Source organism: Bacillus sp. ISL-55, assembly GCF_018613155.1.
Lineage (GTDB): Bacteria > Bacillota > Bacilli > Bacillales > Cytobacillaceae > Mesobacillus.
Genome location: NZ_JAGGQU010000019.1, coordinates 26407 through 44056, shown reverse-complemented (window position 1 = coordinate 44056; position 17650 = coordinate 26407). Strand labels below are relative to the sequence as shown.

The 17650-nt window shown below is 41.6% G+C and carries 15 protein-coding genes, 1 tRNA gene and 1 rRNA gene; 3 read left to right on the top strand and 14 right to left on the bottom strand.

What is annotated here, in order from left to right:
• The 4 genes from J7E32_RS10885 to J7E32_RS10870 all read right to left on the bottom strand — a co-directional run.
• A 16S ribosomal RNA gene (locus J7E32_RS10885) occupies window positions 1-294 on the bottom strand; the annotation flags it as partial.
• A 767-nt stretch (window positions 295-1061) separates the two neighbouring features.
• The gene (locus J7E32_RS10880; RefSeq protein ID WP_214907193.1) at window positions 1062-1769 is read right to left on the bottom strand and encodes a DNA alkylation repair protein; all 708 of its coding nucleotides are present in this window, start codon (window positions 1767-1769) and stop codon (window positions 1062-1064) included.
• A 33-nt stretch (window positions 1770-1802) separates the two neighbouring features.
• A complete protein-coding gene (locus J7E32_RS10875) occupies window positions 1803-2348 on the bottom strand; it encodes a GNAT family N-acetyltransferase (protein ID WP_214907191.1) in 546 nt (181 codons plus the stop codon).
• Window positions 2349-2357: 9 nt separating this feature from the next.
• Window positions 2358-3272 (bottom strand): DMT family transporter, encoded by a 915-nt coding sequence (locus J7E32_RS10870; protein ID WP_214907189.1) that lies wholly within the window; start codon window positions 3270-3272, stop codon window positions 2358-2360.
• A gap of 155 nt (window positions 3273-3427) precedes the next feature.
• On the opposite strand from J7E32_RS10870, the gene J7E32_RS10865 reads away from it, so the two are divergent.
• Both J7E32_RS10865 and J7E32_RS10860 read left to right on the top strand, forming a co-directional pair.
• A complete protein-coding gene (locus tag J7E32_RS10865) occupies window positions 3428-4123 on the top strand; it encodes an MgtC/SapB family protein (protein WP_214907187.1) in 696 nt (231 codons plus the stop codon).
• Window positions 4124-4225: 102 nt separating this feature from the next.
• Window positions 4226-4298, top strand: a tRNA-Ala gene (locus tag J7E32_RS10860).
• A 71-nt stretch (window positions 4299-4369) separates the two neighbouring features.
• Here J7E32_RS10860 and J7E32_RS10855 read toward each other — a convergent pair.
• The 3 genes from J7E32_RS10855 to J7E32_RS10845 form a co-directional block, all read right to left on the bottom strand.
• The gene (locus J7E32_RS10855) at window positions 4370-5068 is read right to left on the bottom strand and encodes a polysaccharide deacetylase family protein (protein ID WP_214907185.1); all 699 of its coding nucleotides are present in this window, start codon (window positions 5066-5068) and stop codon (window positions 4370-4372) included.
• 54 nt (window positions 5069-5122) lie between these two features.
• Window positions 5123-5515 (bottom strand): MarR family winged helix-turn-helix transcriptional regulator, encoded by a 393-nt coding sequence (locus J7E32_RS10850; protein ID WP_214907183.1) that lies wholly within the window; start codon window positions 5513-5515, stop codon window positions 5123-5125.
• A 200-nt stretch (window positions 5516-5715) separates the two neighbouring features.
• Window positions 5716-6396: a Dph6-related ATP pyrophosphatase gene (locus J7E32_RS10845; RefSeq protein ID WP_214907180.1), complete on the bottom strand. Its 681-nt coding sequence runs from the start codon at window positions 6394-6396 to the stop codon at window positions 5716-5718.
• Between the two features lie 411 nt (window positions 6397-6807).
• On the opposite strand from J7E32_RS10845, the gene J7E32_RS10840 reads away from it, so the two are divergent.
• Window positions 6808-6972 carry a hypothetical protein gene (locus J7E32_RS10840; protein ID WP_214907178.1) on the top strand — a complete coding sequence of 55 codons (165 nt, stop codon included), beginning with the start codon at window positions 6808-6810 and terminating at the stop codon, window positions 6970-6972.
• Between the two features lie 86 nt (window positions 6973-7058).
• Here J7E32_RS10840 and opuFB read toward each other — a convergent pair whose 3' ends face one another.
• The 7 genes from opuFB to J7E32_RS10805 form a co-directional block, all read right to left on the bottom strand.
• Window positions 7059-8576 carry an osmoprotectant update ABC transporter permease/substrate-binding subunit OpuFB gene (gene opuFB / locus J7E32_RS10835; protein ID WP_214907176.1) on the bottom strand — a complete coding sequence of 506 codons (1518 nt, stop codon included), beginning with the start codon at window positions 8574-8576 and terminating at the stop codon, window positions 7059-7061.
• Window positions 8573-9520: an ABC transporter ATP-binding protein gene (locus J7E32_RS10830; RefSeq protein WP_214907197.1), complete on the bottom strand. Its 948-nt coding sequence runs from the start codon at window positions 9518-9520 to the stop codon at window positions 8573-8575. Before J7E32_RS10830 ends, opuFB begins: the two co-directional genes overlap by 4 nt.
• 233 nt (window positions 9521-9753) lie before the next feature.
• A complete protein-coding gene (mgrA, locus tag J7E32_RS10825) occupies window positions 9754-10743 on the bottom strand; it encodes an L-glyceraldehyde 3-phosphate reductase (protein ID WP_214907173.1) in 990 nt (329 codons plus the stop codon).
• A gap of 34 nt (window positions 10744-10777) precedes the next feature.
• Entirely contained in the window at window positions 10778-11713 is a 936-nt protein-coding gene (locus tag J7E32_RS10820; protein ID WP_214907171.1) for an aldo/keto reductase, read from the bottom strand.
• A 29-nt stretch (window positions 11714-11742) separates the two neighbouring features.
• On the bottom strand, window positions 11743-13113 hold the full coding sequence (locus J7E32_RS10815) for an MATE family efflux transporter (protein ID WP_214907169.1): 1371 nt from the start codon (window positions 13111-13113) through the stop codon (window positions 11743-11745).
• A 143-nt stretch (window positions 13114-13256) separates the two neighbouring features.
• Window positions 13257-16193: a carbohydrate binding domain-containing protein gene (locus J7E32_RS10810; protein WP_214907167.1), complete on the bottom strand. Its 2937-nt coding sequence runs from the start codon at window positions 16191-16193 to the stop codon at window positions 13257-13259.
• A gap of 119 nt (window positions 16194-16312) precedes the next feature.
• Entirely contained in the window at window positions 16313-17647 is a 1335-nt protein-coding gene (locus tag J7E32_RS10805; protein ID WP_214907165.1) for a glycoside hydrolase family 30 protein, read from the bottom strand.
• Window positions 17648-17650: the final 3 nt, after the last annotated feature.

Sequence of the window (17650 nt, the reverse complement as noted above, 5' to 3'; positions counted from 1 at the left end):
TACGCATCGTTGCCTTGGTGAGCCGTTACCTCACCAACTAGCTAATGCGCCGCGGGCCCATCTGTAAGTGACAGCCGAAACCGTCTTTCAGCTTTCCCTCATGAGAGGGAAAGGATTATCCGGTATTAGCTCCGGTTTCCCGAAGTTATCCCAGTCTTACAGGCAGGTTGCCCACGTGTTACTCACCCGTCCGCCGCTGATCTTCAAAAGCAAGCTAATGAAGATCCGCTCGACTTGCATGTATTAGGCACGCCGCCAGCGTTCGTCCTGAGCCAGGATCAAACTCTCCAAGAAAGAGTATGAGTTTAGCTCATAATTTAAAACGTTGGCTCATGTTCTTCTATAATAGAAGCCATGATCATTTATTGTTTGTTGACGCTTGTTTGTTTAGTTTTCAAAGAACAATTTGTTCAGTTCGTCGCCCAGAAGCGACTTTATTAATATAACACGCTGATTTGTTATTGTCAACATCATTTTTGTTTTTCTTTTTCGTAAAAACTGATGTTTATTTTTTCAATTCAACGTTGTTTTTCTGAAGCGAGATTAAATATACCATGGATAAAATATGTTTGCAATATAATTTTAAAAGAATTTTTCACAATGGCAGAATTCTTTTTGTTTTTCCGAGTTTCTTCTTATTAAATCTTTTTTATTAATAATTTCTCCATTGTGCTCATATAATGCTTTGGACAAACTAATTTACTGAGGTGAATCTATTTGCTGCAATTAATCGCACTTTATCTCTCTCTATTCATGGCGGTACTATTATTTAGTATTGCCTACATTGAAGCCATTAAAATCGCCAATGCTGAAGGAAGGGTTCATGGAGGAACTTTAATCTTATCAACTGTTTGCGCATTACTGTTTTCCAGGTTCACATATCTATTTATTTAACTCTTTTTAGTTTATCAGTTAAAAATTTGAATTCGTAGTGCTAATAAAATAATTGATAAAAGCCCAAAATCGCTTAACATACTTGTTAAGCGATTTTTATGTATTTCATTTAGCTAAACCATCAAGGCGGTTTGGACACAAAAGGTTATACATCCTTAATTTTGAACTTAACAGATACAACTCTTCCGCTTAACACCAATTTTGTTACGACTTGCAATCTTTTCTATATAAGGAACGGCAAGAGGAACTTTGCACGCAGTGTTACCCATATTGACTTGAACCTTCCCGATTGTTTCAGCAACTTTAATTGCTTCATCATGCAGGTCAATTATATAGGCTCCTACACTAATTACAAATCCATTAATACAATATCGAACTCGGTTTTTTTCTTGATGAATAGTTGTTTCTGCTCTTTGCAGCAGGACTCGGATTTCTTCTAAGTCCAGTTCTTCATCAGGAGTAATGGATAAATAATTAGCATATGTGCTCCAACCCGCAACTGCGGTCATTTCTTTTTCTGACTCCATCCATTCACGTGCAAGTTCCAAAGCATAATGACTTTCAGCCGCTACTCCTGCAACAGTATATTCTGCAAGCATGTACCAGTCTGCTTTTTTCACCCATTTTTGGAGGGTTTCCTTTGTCACCAATTGGGGGTTAATTGACAGACCTGCTAAATACATAGCATCAAAATTTCCTGTATCATATAAGGCAAGAGCCAACTCGTGGTCTTTTTTCACATGTTTAACAAGCTTTTTCAAATCCCCAATCTTTACGCCGTATAGATTTCCACTCGCTCCATGATTCATGAAAGTTTTCTTCGTTTGCTCTGAACTCAGCTCCGCAAGCATGGCCATGATCTCTTGAACGTTCATTTAAACCTCCGTTTAATATTTGTCTTTATAAATCTATCTCCTTAATTTTTCTATGACAGTCTGTTGCAGGATATTTAGTTCCTTCCAAGCATATGCATATTCGAGATACTCTCTGCCCGCAATTTCCACAACTTCTTCTCCAGCTTTTTGGGGGTTAAGGCTTTCATAAAACTTACGACTTTCATTATCTGCTAACACCCAAACGAGCATGGATTCATAACCTTTCTTTAATAAATCTTCCAGACCTGCTTGGAGCAGCCTTAAGCCCAGTTTTCCTCTTTGGTACTCTTTACGGATATAAATCGCATATAATTCTCCATCAGCTGTAAAGTTCCCTGACCTTTCTTTTCCGAAAGATGCGAATCCGACTATTTCCCCTTCTGAGTTAACAGCGACGAAAACCGGAGAAGTTTCAGCATTTAGTGACAAGCCTTTTTCCCATAAAGCTTTCCGGTCCTCCACCTTCAAAGAATCTAAATATTCCTGGCTTACCAATCCCTGATACGTTTCTTGCCAGCTTATAACGTGAACCTTTGCGATACCGCCCGCATCATTCTTCGTAGCCTTTCTAATTTGCACATTAATCCCCTACCCCGATATTGATTTAATTTCTGCTTGATTTTTCAGCTTCATCTTTCTTTCATCCACTAAAAATAATGTTATCCCAGCAATAACAACCAGTCCTCCGATCACCTGTGTCAAAATTACTTTTTCACCTAGCAGGTAAAAGGCCAGGACGGTTGCGCCCACTGGTTCAAATAGTATCGCCATAGAAATGACCGAGGCGCTGATCCACTTTATAGACCAGTTGAACAATGTATGTCCAAGCAAGGTTGGTATCAGCGCAAGGAGGATGAAGTAAACCCAATCGCTTGTAGGATATGGATAAAACGAATCACCTACGGCTATTACATAGAAGAACAAAGTAATTGAGCTGATACTGTACACGATAAAAGTATAGGTTATTAAAGACATTCTCTTCCTAACGGTTTGGCCAAATAATAGATAGACAGTTACCAAGGCGCATGCAACAATCGCCAAAAAGTCTCCAAACAGTGCGCTTCCACTGATCTTAAAATCACCCCAACTAATGATGACACTGCCGCCAATTGCTATTAAGCCGCTAAGAATCGCCTTAACGGATACACGTTCCTTAAAAAACAGGTATGCGCCAACAAATGCAAATAGCGGTTGAAGAGTGACCAGCACAGTTGAACTTGCTACTGAGGTATAGTTAAGTGATTCAAACCAGAGGATAAAATGAAAAGCCAGAAAAATTCCGGCTATCCCTGTGAATACCCAATCCCGTTTCGTAATAAGACGGAGTTCAGAAACATACTTTATTAGAAATACCGGCAGCATTAACAGCACAGAAAAGAATAATCGGTAAAAAGCTATGACTCCAGAAGGTGCAGACGAGACTTTAACGAGAATCGCAGAAGTTGAGACTGCCACGACTCCAATCGCTAACGCCATATAAGGATTTACTTTAGGTGATTCCATTTCCATTCTCCTTTAATTAAATTCATTGTGAATTATATGTATTTTACAATGAAATCGAACTTTTATCTTGAAATAAAATTGATTTTTATTGGAAAAGTTTAATTCGCCATTTTTAGGGAAAGTAAATACATCTTATCAGGGGCAGGAGATACGATATGTTCTATTCGATTGATATGGAAATTTTACTTAAGCTGGGGATATCCGCTTTCTTGGGCCTGGTCATAGGGCTTGAAAGGGAAATTAAAAGAAAACCTGTTGGTCTTAAAACGAGTTTGGTTATATCGATTGTCAGTTGTCTTTTGACGATTGTATCCAGTGAATCAGCTTATATGTTCCCAGGGGATGAGGATGTCAATATCACGATGGATCCTCTCCGTTTGGCAGCCCAGATTGTCTCGGGAATCGGGTTCCTTGGTGCCGGGGTTATTTTACGAAGAGGGAATGACACAATTTCGGGCCTGACTACGGCCGCGATGATTTGGGGTGCCGCTGGTATCGGAATAACGGTTGGCGCCGGATTTTACTGGGAAGCCATTGCTGGTGTAGCTTTACTCATTGTGAGTGTGGAATTCATCCCATTCTTGATGACTTTCATAGGGCCAAGACAATTAAGGGAAAAAGAGATCCGCCTGCAGTTCAATGTCGATAGCCGGGAAAGCATTGCTGATATTATTACCAAGATCAAGGAAGAAAAAATCGCTTTGAAAAATGTCCGCATCAAGGATCTTGCAGAAGGTTACCAGCTGGTTCAGTTGATTGTAACCGTGGACTTCCGCAGAAAGACGACCGATGTTTACGAAACGGTGTCGGAAATCGAAGGGATTAACCGGGTTGAAATTGAAGGTTTGTAGGAAGCCGCTCAATCGCGGCTTTTTTAGTTTCCTCAAAATTTTGTCTTGCATGTCCGGCAAGATGGTTATATAATCTTTCTTGTACCTTATTTATTTAGATACGGGGGATTAGCTCAGCTGGGAGAGCGCAACGCTGGCAGCGTTGAGGTCAGGGGTTCGAGCCCCCTATTCTCCACTTACTAAAAAACTGCAAAACCAATTGGTTTTGCAGTTTTTTTATTTGTCCATTTAGGATTTACATATCATTTACATCTCCTGAAGCTCGTTTACCGTGATGAATGTATATCCTTCTGTACTCAATGTCTTTAAGATTCCCTCAAGTGCTTTAAGCTCTTCGCCTGTCTTATCGTACATAGGATGCAATAGAATAATGGATCCCGGTTTTACATTTTTCTTTACATAATTTATCTTGTCGGATGACTTGGTGTAATAGGAATCCGGCTCGAGATTCCAGGTGATCGTGTCGATATTTTGCTGATTCAGGTAATAAGGGAGACCGAGCAGTTTTTTTCCATTAGGCGGCCTGAAGTCAATTTCACCGGTAAAGCCTGCTTGTACTATCAGCTTATTGGTTTTCTCAATTTCCTCTTTGATAAAGGAAGGGGATTTCAACACCATCCTTTTGTGCGAATAGGTGTGATTTCCAATTTGATGACCTGCCTGGGCAATCATTTGTGCTGCTTCTGAATTTTTTTCGATTTCATTTCCAATCAGGAAGAATGTTGCCTTAGCATCGTACTTCTCCAATATTGGCAATATATCTTCCACTTTATTTGTTGGGCCATCATCAAAGGTTATAGCGACTACTTTTTCTTCGGTTTCCACTTGGGATGTTAGGCCGCCGAACAATTGAAAAGTCCGGGAATTCATTAATTTATAAGTCCCCAGCAAAAAAAGGAATAGGATTGTAATTATAATTCCAAGATAGATGATTATTTTTTTCATAAGTAACCTCATAATAAACTAATTTTTTCAGTTGTTTATTTCCCTGCTTTAGATTCAAAGCTTCTCCTTAAACAATCCAATACGCTTGATTTCTTCAAGGTGAATCTCAGAAAGGCCTTCAAGAATCTCCATTCCTTTAGCAGTTACATCAACGAAGACACTTCGGCCATCTTCCGGGTTTTTCCTGCGTGAGACCAGTCCTGATTTTTCACTGCGGTCAATCAGGCCAACACATGAATGATGGGTGATTTGCATTCGTTCTGCCAGTTCGCTCGGTGTAGCATAATCCCTTTCCGGGTACCCTTTTATCGCTAGCATCAATTGGTGCTGCTGGGCTGTGATGCCCATATTTTCAGCTGCTGTTTCACTGAACTTCTGGAACTTCCTCAATTGGTACCGAAACTCAGCCAGGTACTCATATACGTCTTTACTAAGCAAAAATTCCACCTTACTTTCTTATTGATAAATATATCTTAACACGATATAATTAAAATACAAAATATCGTAATACGATATTCACATATGAATAAAGGGGTGCTTTTTATGGATTTTTTACATTATCTATCTCCAAATTCTGTTTCGGGAGTCATTATTTTTCTGGCTGGCAGTCTTTTAACGATCTATTTGAACATTAAAGTTTATAAGATTTAATCCGGGATTAAATCTACAAACAAAAATCGTTCTTTTTGAGTGAAATAATCCTTTGTCACTTTTTTCTCACCTAATCTAAAGTTGATAGGAAATTCAAAGTTAGGACCATCAAATACAAATGAATGGAATTCTCCATTCTCTCCGCAAATATCATGGTCTTTCGGATATTCCGTGATAAATTTTCTATCATATACTTTGCCTGCATAGGACGGCTCCAGACTTTCTAAATCAACACATGTTAAAACCGTTTTGAATCCAAGATTAACAAACTCACGACTTACTTCCTCAACCGGTAAACCCCAGAGAGGAAATAATGGGATTATTCCCGATGATGATAACATTTTTTCTCGATATTCTCGAACATCCTGAAGATGTATATCGCCAAAAGCGATATGGGTAACTCCGTCTTCTCTCATACCAGCAACTGCTTTCCCCATTATTTCTTGATACTTTTCGTCCGGACAGTCCTGAGGAAGCCATACCTCTCTTAATGGAATGCCTAATGACTCAGACTGCAGCTTCAACAGCTCGTATCGGACTCCATGAATCGTTACGCGATCGAATCCTTCTGTCAGGGTCACAAGCAATGAATCAACCTCAAAATCAGGATTGCTTTGTATTTTGTATAATGCTAGCGTAGAGTCCTTCCCGCCACTGAATGAGATTGCTATTTTCATTTTTGGTCCTCCTATACTGGTTCGCCACCGATCCTAATAAAAATACCTTAAACTCATTATACCTGATTACGCAACATAATCTGCCAGGCTGCAAACGGACACAATGGATCAATATCTACTCATATAATCAAGGATCCACTAACGCCGTATACGCTAAGTAAATCACCATACAAATCGCCATATGAACTATCCCCACTCTGAATCACTTGGACACCTACTAAATAGATGGCTGATTGTTTGCTTGATTATCTAGCCAGTAAGCCTTGTAAGGACTCTTATTAAAATATTGGTGTTCAGAAAAAGTTTATTAGTTTTCAAAAGCGGGTAAACAATCATCTATCAAGAAAGCCAAATTCGGTTTTTCCATCATGAGATTTTAAATTTCTCAACGCATTCAACAGGAGGATTCATATGTTTAAGGATATTTTGACTTCAGAAGAGCATAATTTAGTGAAGGAATTAAAATACAAGGTTATAGATGTGGCTAATAAAAATGAAAGAGATTCCATTCATGGCGAAATCAATGCCATTTTCGAACAGGCAAAAGCTCGCTTTCTATCCAGATTAAATAATTAGTCTGTATTAATTCTCCCACTGACAAAGAGGCAGAAAAACCAATTGGTTTTTCTGCCTCTTGTCTTAATTGATGTTCCAAAATTAATTTATTTCAATAATCCCGCTTCCTTCAAATATTCCCGTGCTGTTTCCTCAGCCGACTTCCCTTTTACATTCACCTCGTAATTCATTTTCCGCATTTCGTCATCGGTGATTTTACCTGCGAGCTTGTTAAGTGCGTCGACGATTTCGGGATATTTTTCTGCTGTTTCTGCTCTTAGCAGAGGAGCTCCCTGATACGGAGGGAATAAGTTTTTATCGTCTTCAAGCACGACGAGTTTATAGCGCTGGAGCTCACTGTCGGTTGAGTATGCATCGACCAAGTTAATTTCACCATTTTTAATCGCTCGATATCTCAGTTTTGGCTCCATCGTGATCAAGCTTGGCAGCTTTAAGCCATAGAGTTTTTTGATACCTTTGTAGCCATCTTCACGATCGGAAAATTCAAGTGTGAAACCTGCTTTCAGCGAGGATTCAATCGATTTTAGATCTGAGATGGTTTTTAAGTTGTTTTCTTCTGCAAACTTTTTAGGAACAGCTAAAGCATAGGTATTGTTATAATCCATTGGCTGAAGCATTTCCATACCAAACTCTTTTTTCATTCCTTCTTTTGCCTGCTGGTATACTTCTTCCCTGTTTGTGCTGCCGGCTGTTTCTTTTAAAAATTCCGAGATGGCCGTGCCAGTGAATTCGGGATAAATGTCAATATTGCCGTTTTCCAATGCTGTAAAAACAAACGAAGTCTTCCCCAGACCAGGTTTCAACTGGACAGAATGGTCTGTTTCTTCTTCAATAAGAAGCTTATACATGTTGATTAAAATCTCTGGTTCGGAACCTAGTTTTCCTCCAATGACGAACTCTTCTTCATTTTTCCCGCCTAAAAATGGAATGACCATTATTAATAGAACTGCTAAAGATATGGCACCAATCGTGATAAGAGATTTTTTAAAGGACACAGTTTCAAACCTTCTGAGCACAATGTCGAACAAAATAGCAAGCAAGGCAGCCGGAATGGCGCCAAGAACGATTAATGCAGTATTATTCCTGTCGATTCCGAGGAGGATCAGGTCTCCCAAACCACCTGCTCCGATCAGCGCGGCAATCGTCGCTGTTCCGACAATCAATACCATAGCCGTCCTGATTCCCGCCATAATGACTGGCATCGCCAACGGGAGTTCGACTTTCATCAGTCGTCGCTTGCTGTTCATTCCCATGGCACGAGAGGCCTCGATTAAGGAAGGATCCACTTCATTGATTCCTGTATATGTATTCCTTAGGATCGGCAGCAGCGCATAAACCACAAGCGCGATGATTGCAGGGACCTTCCCAATGCCGAACAGAGGGATTAATAAGCCAAGCAATGCAAGCGAAGGAATCGTTTGCAGAACAGCTGTTATCCCGATGATCCCTTCCGAAATTTGCTTCCTTCTGGTAAGAAAGATGCCCAATGGTATAGCAATTAGGACAGCGAAAAATAGTGCTATAAAAGAAATTTGGATATGTTCCAGAAGGGAACCTAGTAGCTCTTCCTTTCTATCTATAAATGTGGAAGTCCAGCTATTCATTTCATCCCCTCCATCTGCCTGGATAAAATCATGATCATTCCCTGCCTGTCTATGGTCCCAATTATTTCATCCATTTCTCGAACCGCCAGCTGTTCATGCTCACTCAATAACGAGAGAATTTCATTAATAGACACTGTTGAGGCAATTACAGGCAGATTGTTCAGTTCTTTAGATGTTAACGGTTGGATAGCTTCCCGCACATCAACATTTGTTCTGTTTCCATGATCTATCCCTACAAATTCACGGACAAATTCATTTACAGGTTGTTGAATCAGCTCTTCAGGTGTGCCAGTCTGCACAACTTCTCCTTTCCTCATCAAACAAACCCGATCTCCAAGCTTTAATGCTTCGTTCATATCATGGGTAACGAATACAATGGTTTTCTTTATGTTTTTTTGAAGTTCAATTAGATCATCCTGGAGCTTTTCCCTGCTCAGGGGATCCAGCGCACTGAATGGCTCGTCCATTAAAATAATCGGCGGGTTTGCAGCCAGCGCACGGGCTACGCCAATTCTTTGCTGCTGCCCTCCTGATAATTCATGGGGCAGCCTTTTACGATAGGTTTTTGGTTCAAGTCCCACCATATTCAGCAATTCATCTATACGGCGATCAATCTTTTGCTGCTCCCATTTCTTCATTTCCGGAACAACCGCAATATTTTCTTCGATCGTCATATGCGGAAATAGCGCTATTTGCTGAAGGACATATCCAATGTCCCAGCGAAGCTCATGAATATCATAGTCACTGATCATCCTATCCTTGATTTTAATGTAACCTTCCGTAAGAGGAATCAATCGATTGATCATTTTTAATGTGGTCGTTTTGCCAGAACCGCTTGGCCCGATCAGGACAAGCAATTCCCCTTCTTTGATATGTAAATTAAAGTTATTTACCGCATAGGTTCCATCGTCATATTTCTTCGATACATTTTCAAAGCTGATCACTTTTTTCACCCCTATATTCTCTTGTATTTTAATTAATAAATAGTGTTAGCACTTTGAGGATTTCTTATTTTCAGTTACATCAAGCTAAGCTAAATACTACCAAAGCATCCACCTCTAGTAAAAAGAGAACTCTTGATATAAGACCAAATCACCTTTACCCTAAATACAAGAAAACAATTCCGTTATACAACAAAAGCTGTAAAACCAAATGGTTTTACAGCTTTTTTGAAGAGTTATTTTAAGATGTCATCGATCATATTCAGTTCTGATTCACTGAAATCAAGGCGTTTCAGCGCAGCGACATTTTCTTCGATTTGGCTGACCTTGCTTGCACCGATGAGGGCTGAGGTGATTTTCTGTTCCCTGAGCACCCAGGCAAGTGCCATCTGGGCAAGTGACTGGCCGCGGTCCTGTGCTATTTCATTTAATTTTCTAACCTTAGTAAGAACTTCTTCAGATACATCTCCCTCATTCAGGAAGCTGTTTGGCTTTAAAGCCCTGGAATCTGTAGGAATTCCATTGATATATCGGTTTGTCAGCAATCCCTGAGCAAGTGGAACAAATGCGATCGATCCGACTCCTTCATCTTTAAGCAAATCAGTCAGTCCGTCTTCTACCCATCGGTTAAACATCGAATAAGCAGGCTGATGGATCAGCAATGGAGTACCCAGCTCTTTTAAAATTCCGATGGCCTGCTTCGTTTCCTCGACACCATAATTTGATAGCCCTACATACAAAGCTTTACCCTGCCTGACAACATGATCAAGCGCCATCATTGTTTCCTCTAATGGAGTTTCCGGGTCCGGTCTGTGATGGTAGAAAATGTCGACATAATCAAGTCCCATCCTTTTCAAGCTCTGGTCAAGACTCGAAACGAGGTATTTTCTTGAACCCCAGTCGCCATAAGGCCCCTGCCACATGCCATAACCAGCTTTCGTAGAAATCACCATTTCATCACGGTATCCTGAAAAATCCTTTTTAAGAATTGCGCCGAAGTTCTCTTCTGCTGATCCTGGCGGCGGGCCATAGTTATTCGCAAGATCGAAATGAGTAATGCCAAGATCAAAAGCTCTTCTAATTAACGAACGGCCATTTTCAAAAGGATCCTGGCCTCCGAAATTGTGCCAAAGCCCTAAGGAAATGGCCGGCAATTTAAGACCTGATTTTCCGCACCTGTTATATGTCATTGTTTCATAGCGATTACTGTCTGGTTGATATGCCATTATTTAAAACCTCCAAAAACTCTATATTGTTTTTCTACCATCCCAACGGGGCGGCTTGCAGCTTTTGTTCCCAAATCTCTTCTATCTTTTTCGCCTTCTCCGCTGAGATCCTTTTATTTGAAGCAGATAAATTCTCAATCAGCTGCTCAAGATTCTTGTTTCCAGGAATGACTGTAGAGACCTCCTGATAATAAAGAATATACCTTAAAGCCAACTGGACAAGCGACTCTTCTGGTTCGAGCATATCCTTAAGTACAGGCAGGAGCTCTGCTCTTTTTTTAAGCTGATCCCTGTCCCAACGGCTCCTTATGTCTGTAAATACACTATTCTCATCATACTTACCTGATAGCCACCCAGAATCAAGCGGAACTTTTACAATCAGCCCTACATCTTTTTCCGCTGCCTTCTTGAAGGCTTGTCTTGGCTCCTGATGAAAAATGTTGAACATTACCTCAATAACCTGGCTTCCAGTATTCCGAATAAGCTCGTCCATTTCTCTCGCAGAGTCCACTGAAGCTCCATAAGCCCGAATCTTTCCTTCATGCTTGAGGGATTCCAACACATCGAAATGATCCGTAACCCCGGTCAGGATTTCAAACGGTGGGTTATGCAATAAAATTGAATCGAGATAATCCGTTTTAAGCCGGCGTAAGCTATCTTCAACCGAACTTCGGATTTTCTGCGAATCAAAATTGAGGGTATTATCTGGATGATGACCAAACTTGCTGTTAATCACCGCCTCGCTCCTTTTTCCAGAAAGAGCTTTCCCAAGCAAGGATTCACTATTTCCCCCGCCATAATTCGGAGCGGTATCAAAGAAATTGCAGCCCTGATCAAGCGATTCATGCACCAGCCTGATTGCATGATTGTCCTCCATACCTTCCCAGTCCCTGGCGTTGCCGAGCTGCCAGGCACCAAAACCAACTTCTGACACCTTTATCCCTGTGCTTCCAAGCTGTCTGTAATTCACCTTCTTGCCCTCCTCTCAAAAATCAACGATCATGCTGTTTGTACCCTTTCTTCAACCAGGACCTTCTTCTCCCAGACACGGCTTCTCCATCTGATATACATGATGATTCCTCTGAACCATTCATCAATGATAAACGCTATCCAAATACCAGAGAGGCCAAAACCCATATGAATCCCTAAGAAATAGGAGAGTGGAACGCTGATTCCCCACATCGAGACAAATGCCATTTTCACCGGGAATACGGCATCTCCGGCTGCCCGTAGTGAACTGATGACAACAATGTTGAAGGTTCGGCCTGGTTCAAGGATCAAGCACAGGAGCAGGACCTTGCTCCCTTCCCTGATGATTTCCTTATTATCGGTAAAGACCCCAAGTATAGGTTCTCTGATTGCAACGATTACCACGGTGATCGCCATCGTGATGATGATACTTAGTTTCAGGCTTTTTAATAGCTGGTGATAGGCTTTATCAAACTCTCTCGCCCCTACTTTGTATCCAATCAGAATTTGCGTACCCTGCCCAATTGCGATCCCGAAAAGCATCATGAATGACATGATGTTAAAGGTGTATACCCTTGTTGTCAGTGCCATAGCCCCCAGCAAACCAATTATGACGGTAATGGCCATCTGGCTGGTGTTATAGACAACATTCTCTCCAGCAGATGGTACACCTATTTTCAGGATCTTTTTTATAAAAGATTTATTGAAGTTCAAATAATCTTCTACTGCAATTTTCATAGGAAGCCTGCGGTATAGCAAGCGGAATATGAGTATGACGGCGATGGCACGAGAGATGGCTGTCGAGATCGCTACACCCTGAACGCCCATTTCCGGGACGCCGAATAGTCCATATATAAATAGGCTGTTCCCGACAAGGTGAATAACATTCATTATAATTGAAATGAACATTGCCTCTTTCGTTAACCCATTTGCCCGCAGTATGGCCGACGCAGTAACAAGGAGCGCCTGGGTAAAAAGTGTTCCGCCAACTATGGTCAAATACTGTTGGGCCAGTCGGTGTATTTCCGGAGTGAGATTGAACATTTGTAAAAATAAATCATTGAAGCCGACAACAATGACACTGACTAATACTCCGAATACTAGATTGAGAGATAGCGAAAGACCCGATATCTTCCTCGCATCCACTTGAAGTCCCGCCCCAAGGTTTTGTGAGACTAACACGGCCGTCCCTGTGGCAACGAAACCAAATACGAGGATCATGAAAAATACGAGCTGATTAGCCACCCCTACAGCCGCAACGGCCTCATCCGAAATATGGGACAGCATAAAAGTATCCGTGCTGCCCATTAACATATGCAAAAATAATTCTATAAAAATCGGCCAGGTAAGTGCTAATAATCCAATCTGTTTAGGCAGACTGTTGTTTTTTTGTATAGTCATCTTGCATTTTCCACCTTTAAAAAATTCACTATGATGGTCAGTATTACGCTGGCCTTGTCATATTCAACGGCAAGTTAAAACTTATTTTCTGAAATGGAAGAAAAAGAGGCAGAATGGAATTGCTGTTCTGCCCCCTAAAGAACTTAATTTTTTATGATGCTTACATTGTCGAGATAAACATTTGTTGCTGCATTGCCTTCTAAAATATTGCCGAGCTCGAAAACGATTTTGCCATCGTTAAAGGTTTCTTCAGTCATGGCAAAAGTGAATGTGTATGTTTTCATTTCTGTAGTTAAATCAATTGTTCTCGTTGGCACATAACCAATGAACCAGGGATCATATGAAAGCTCTTTCCCTATATTGACATTCATTTTCCTTGGCACGTCAGCTCTTGCCTCAAAAGTTACTGTATAGCTGCTGCCATTTTCAAAAAGCAAGTCCTTCTGAAAGACCTGAGGAGAATACGATGCACCGCCAACCTGTGAAATCGCAACCTTCAGTTCTTCGTTTTCAACATCCATTGTACCTTCAGCATTACCGCTCCACTGGTCGCCCCACCATGCGGTCCAACTTTTTGTTCCATCTAAAAAGTTTCCATTATCAATTCCAGGAGTGGAAACGGGCTCTGGGACCTGCTCGTTCGGTGCGTCCTTAACCTTCAAAACCACATTATCAATGAATACATCATGTTGGCCGATTGGTGACAAAGCAGTCTTGCCAAGCAGCATCTTCAAGGATACGATTTCATCGGCAGGCATTGTGAACTCATACGTGAATTGCTGCATTTCGTCACTAATTGTTATGGACTCACTTATGAATCTGGTGTAAGCAGCGTTTTCAACCGTAACTTCAGCCTTTCTTTCCACTGTAGAACGAGCGGCAAAGCTAAGCTCATATACGACTCCTTGAGCAAGGCTTAAGTTTCCTTGTTCCAAAAGGACACTCCATGGTTCATTGCCTTCACTGTCGATTGCCACTTTTGCTTCGCCATTTTCCACTGAGATACCGGCTTGAGCATCAAAGTGGATGTAATTCGTCCATGGATCAATACCATCCGCAAAATCACCATTTTTCAGCGGATACAAGTCAATGTTCCCATAATCAGGGATGTTCGAGGTCTTCAGCAGAACTACATCATCCAAATAGACATCGCCATCTCCGCCGCCAAAGTTAAAGACAAGTTGCGCTTCTTGATCAGAAGCATCCTCTGGCATTGTAAATTCAAATGTATGCTCTTCCATATTGGAAGTGAGCTCAATTATGTTAATGCCAGAGTAATCAGTTGTGCCTGATTTATTCAACAGGGCAGCTTGAATCGTTCTTGGTTCGTCTGCTCTTGCTTTAAAGCTAAGCTTATAATCATTTCCCGCAACCAGGTTCATCCCTTGTTGGTCAAGCTGGACTGCTTCAGGATGACTGCCGCCATTTTCAATTGCCACAAGCAGTTCTCGTGTGTTTTCAGAGACAGATGCCGTTGCAGCTGCATCTTTAACTGAGAAATTCCAGAACATCATCCGATCCATGCCACCTTGATCGAATGTTCCATTATAAACATGGTTCCCATTTGGCAGCGGCTGTTTAGGCGCATCTTCGTCTACAGCTTCGCCAGTGATATCCTCGACTCTTACATTGCCAATCCAAACTGGATTTGTTCCGTTCCCGCCAAGATTAAATTCAAGTCGGGCTGCAATATCCGTATCATTCAGCATATCAAAAGTGAATTCATAGGTTTGCAATTCATCAGAAAGCTGGAAGGACTCCTCATTTGAATACTTTGCCCATCCTCTTTCACTGCCCGCACCGACTTTTACCATTATGTTTCTGGCAGCATTCGACTTGGCGTCAAAGCTGACTTTGTATTTTCCGCCATTGCCAAGAGAAAGGTTCTGTATCATTTGCAAGGAATACAGCTGGGTTCCAGGATTAGCAATATCGATCTTTGCAAAATGTTGCTCATTAAGATTATCTAATGAAAACGCGCCATCACCACCAAACTCTGGTAACTTCACAAAGTTCCAATACACAGGATTTAGTTCTACACCAGGCTGATCCACAAAGGTAATCGGCTCTTCATAATTCTGGTCATAAATCAGATTCCCATCTTCCAGCGGTTGCTTAGCTCCTGCAGGCAATTCCACAGGCTCTGCCGGCGGTTCAACCGGTTCGCGGTAATCGCGTTTTTTCAGATCGTAAACCCTGACATAGTCGACTTCCATCTGGCTTGGGAATTTCGTCTTCTCATCAGGTTCCCCGTCAAACCATCCGCCAACTGCGAGGTTCATAACTAAATAGAATTCCTGGTCAAAAGGTGCAGGGTATGAAAAGTTTGCTGCGTTATCCTTTCCTTTTGAATACCATTTGTTCTGAGTTTGATAAAGTTCTCCATCTACATACCAGCGCAATTCTCCTGGTTCCCACTCAAGCGCATATGTATGCCACTTGTCGATCCCTCTGTTTTCAGGAAGTTCGAATTCCTTGCCTGTATACTTGTTATTTGGCCAGCCTTCGCCATAGTGAATTGTTCCTGCCACCGTATGCGGCCTGCTGCCCCATGACTCCATAATATCAATCTCACCCGAGGCTGCCCATGTACCATATTTATCTTCCTCAGGAAGCATCCAGATTGCCGGCCAAAGTCCCTTACCAACCGGAAGCTTTGCTTTGATTTCATATCGGCCGTATTTTTTGCTGAACAGGCCTTTTGTTTTCAGCTTGGCTGAAGTATAATCATACGTTCCAAATTGATCCGTAACCTGCTCTTTTTTTGCTTTTATGACTAGCTTGCCATCGTCAATAAAAGCGTTTTCATTTGAATCCGTATAATACTCTTTCTCATTGTTCCCCCAGCCAGGAGTTATTCCATTTCCATCCTCGTCCACGATCCAGTTCCCGATATCATAGGTCCATTTGCTGCGGTCGATTTCCGGGCCACTGAACTCATCTGACCAGACCAGGGACCACTCGGATTTGTTCTGTTTGTTTTTCAGGTCTTCATTTCCCAGCTTATCTTTAGGAGCTGCGATACTGGCTGCAGGCAAAATCATCATGGCACTCAACAAAAGAGCCAAGGTCTTCTTCATACCAATTCCTCCTTCATTATTTTACAAGTGTTAAAAGACTTCTAAAATAAAACCACCTCCTTTTCATATTCATCACATAGCGTAAAGTACATTTTGTCATGACAAGGAGGTGGCAGATCTTAACTTTCTATAAGGAATGTTGTAATCGAATGATCAGGCAGCTCGGCTTTGGCAGTTTTGCCTCCGACCGATAGTGTGAATGACTCTGTAGTGTCTGCATCATTCATGACAACAGCAACAATCGAGCCATCTTCGTTTTTGAATGATACTGCTTTTAAAGATTCATGGTTTAGTTCATGTCCAATTCTAACTGCGTTCGGCTTAATGTATTTGCTGAAGTGTCCAATATAGTAAAACGAGCTGTTATAGTGAACCTCTCCAGTTTTAGTATCGACGATGACCGGTGCGTCGCAATAATTGCCTACATGGTTCGGCCCGCCCTGTTCGTTCAGGACGATATTCCAGTCAATCCAGCCTTCAAGCCAGTTGTTGATATCACCCATGATGTTTCTTGCGTAACGTTCTCCCGTATGCCATGCGCCTAGCTGTACTCCGCCTTCAATGCAGCCTTCGGTAAAAATCAGATGCTTATCAGGGAAATCTTCATGAATCTTGCTCAGATTCTCGAATTCTTCTGATACATACCAGTGGAGCCCTGTGCCCCAAATATATTTTGCAGCCTCCGAATCTGATAAAATCGTTTTTGCCCTTTCATAGGCAATATCCCGGTTGTGGTCCCAGATGATGATTTCCTTATCACCCAGACCTTCCTGCTCCATGACTGGACCCAAATGATTTTTCACAAAGTCACGTTCTTCTTCTGCTGTATATCTGCAGGAATCCCAGACCTGTGTTGCTTCCGGCTCATTCTGGACAGTGATTCCCCAGATTGGAATTCCTTCTGATTCCATTGCCTTGATGTATTTCGTGTAATACAAAGCCCATGTATCATTAAATTCTGACTTCAGCTTTCCGCCATTGTTCATTTCATTATTCGTCTTCATCCAGGCTGGAGGGCTCCAGGGAGAAGAAAGAATCGTCAATTCTTCTCCCCTCGCCTTCATAGCGTCCTTAATTAGCGGCAATACGTATTTCTGTTCCCGTTCAATTGAAAAAGTCTTTAACTCAACGTCATTTTCTTCGACATAAGTGTAATTCTCCAGGGCAAAATCGCAGCTATGGATATGGGTCCTGCCAAGGCTGTAACCAAGACCTGTCTCCTGGTTAAAATAGCTGTCGATTATTTTTGCGCGTTCTTCCTCAGGAATTTGCGCCAGCGTGTAAGCAGCTGCCTCTGTAAAAGCTCCGCCAAATCCCATGAAGGTTTGATATTTCTTTTCTGGATCAAGCTTCATCACAAGATCTTGGCCTGTCTCATCTGTAAAAGAAAGATTGCCCTTGTCAGCAAAACGTTCTCCGGTATTCTTAGCACTCTGAATGATTTTTAATTCCATCTG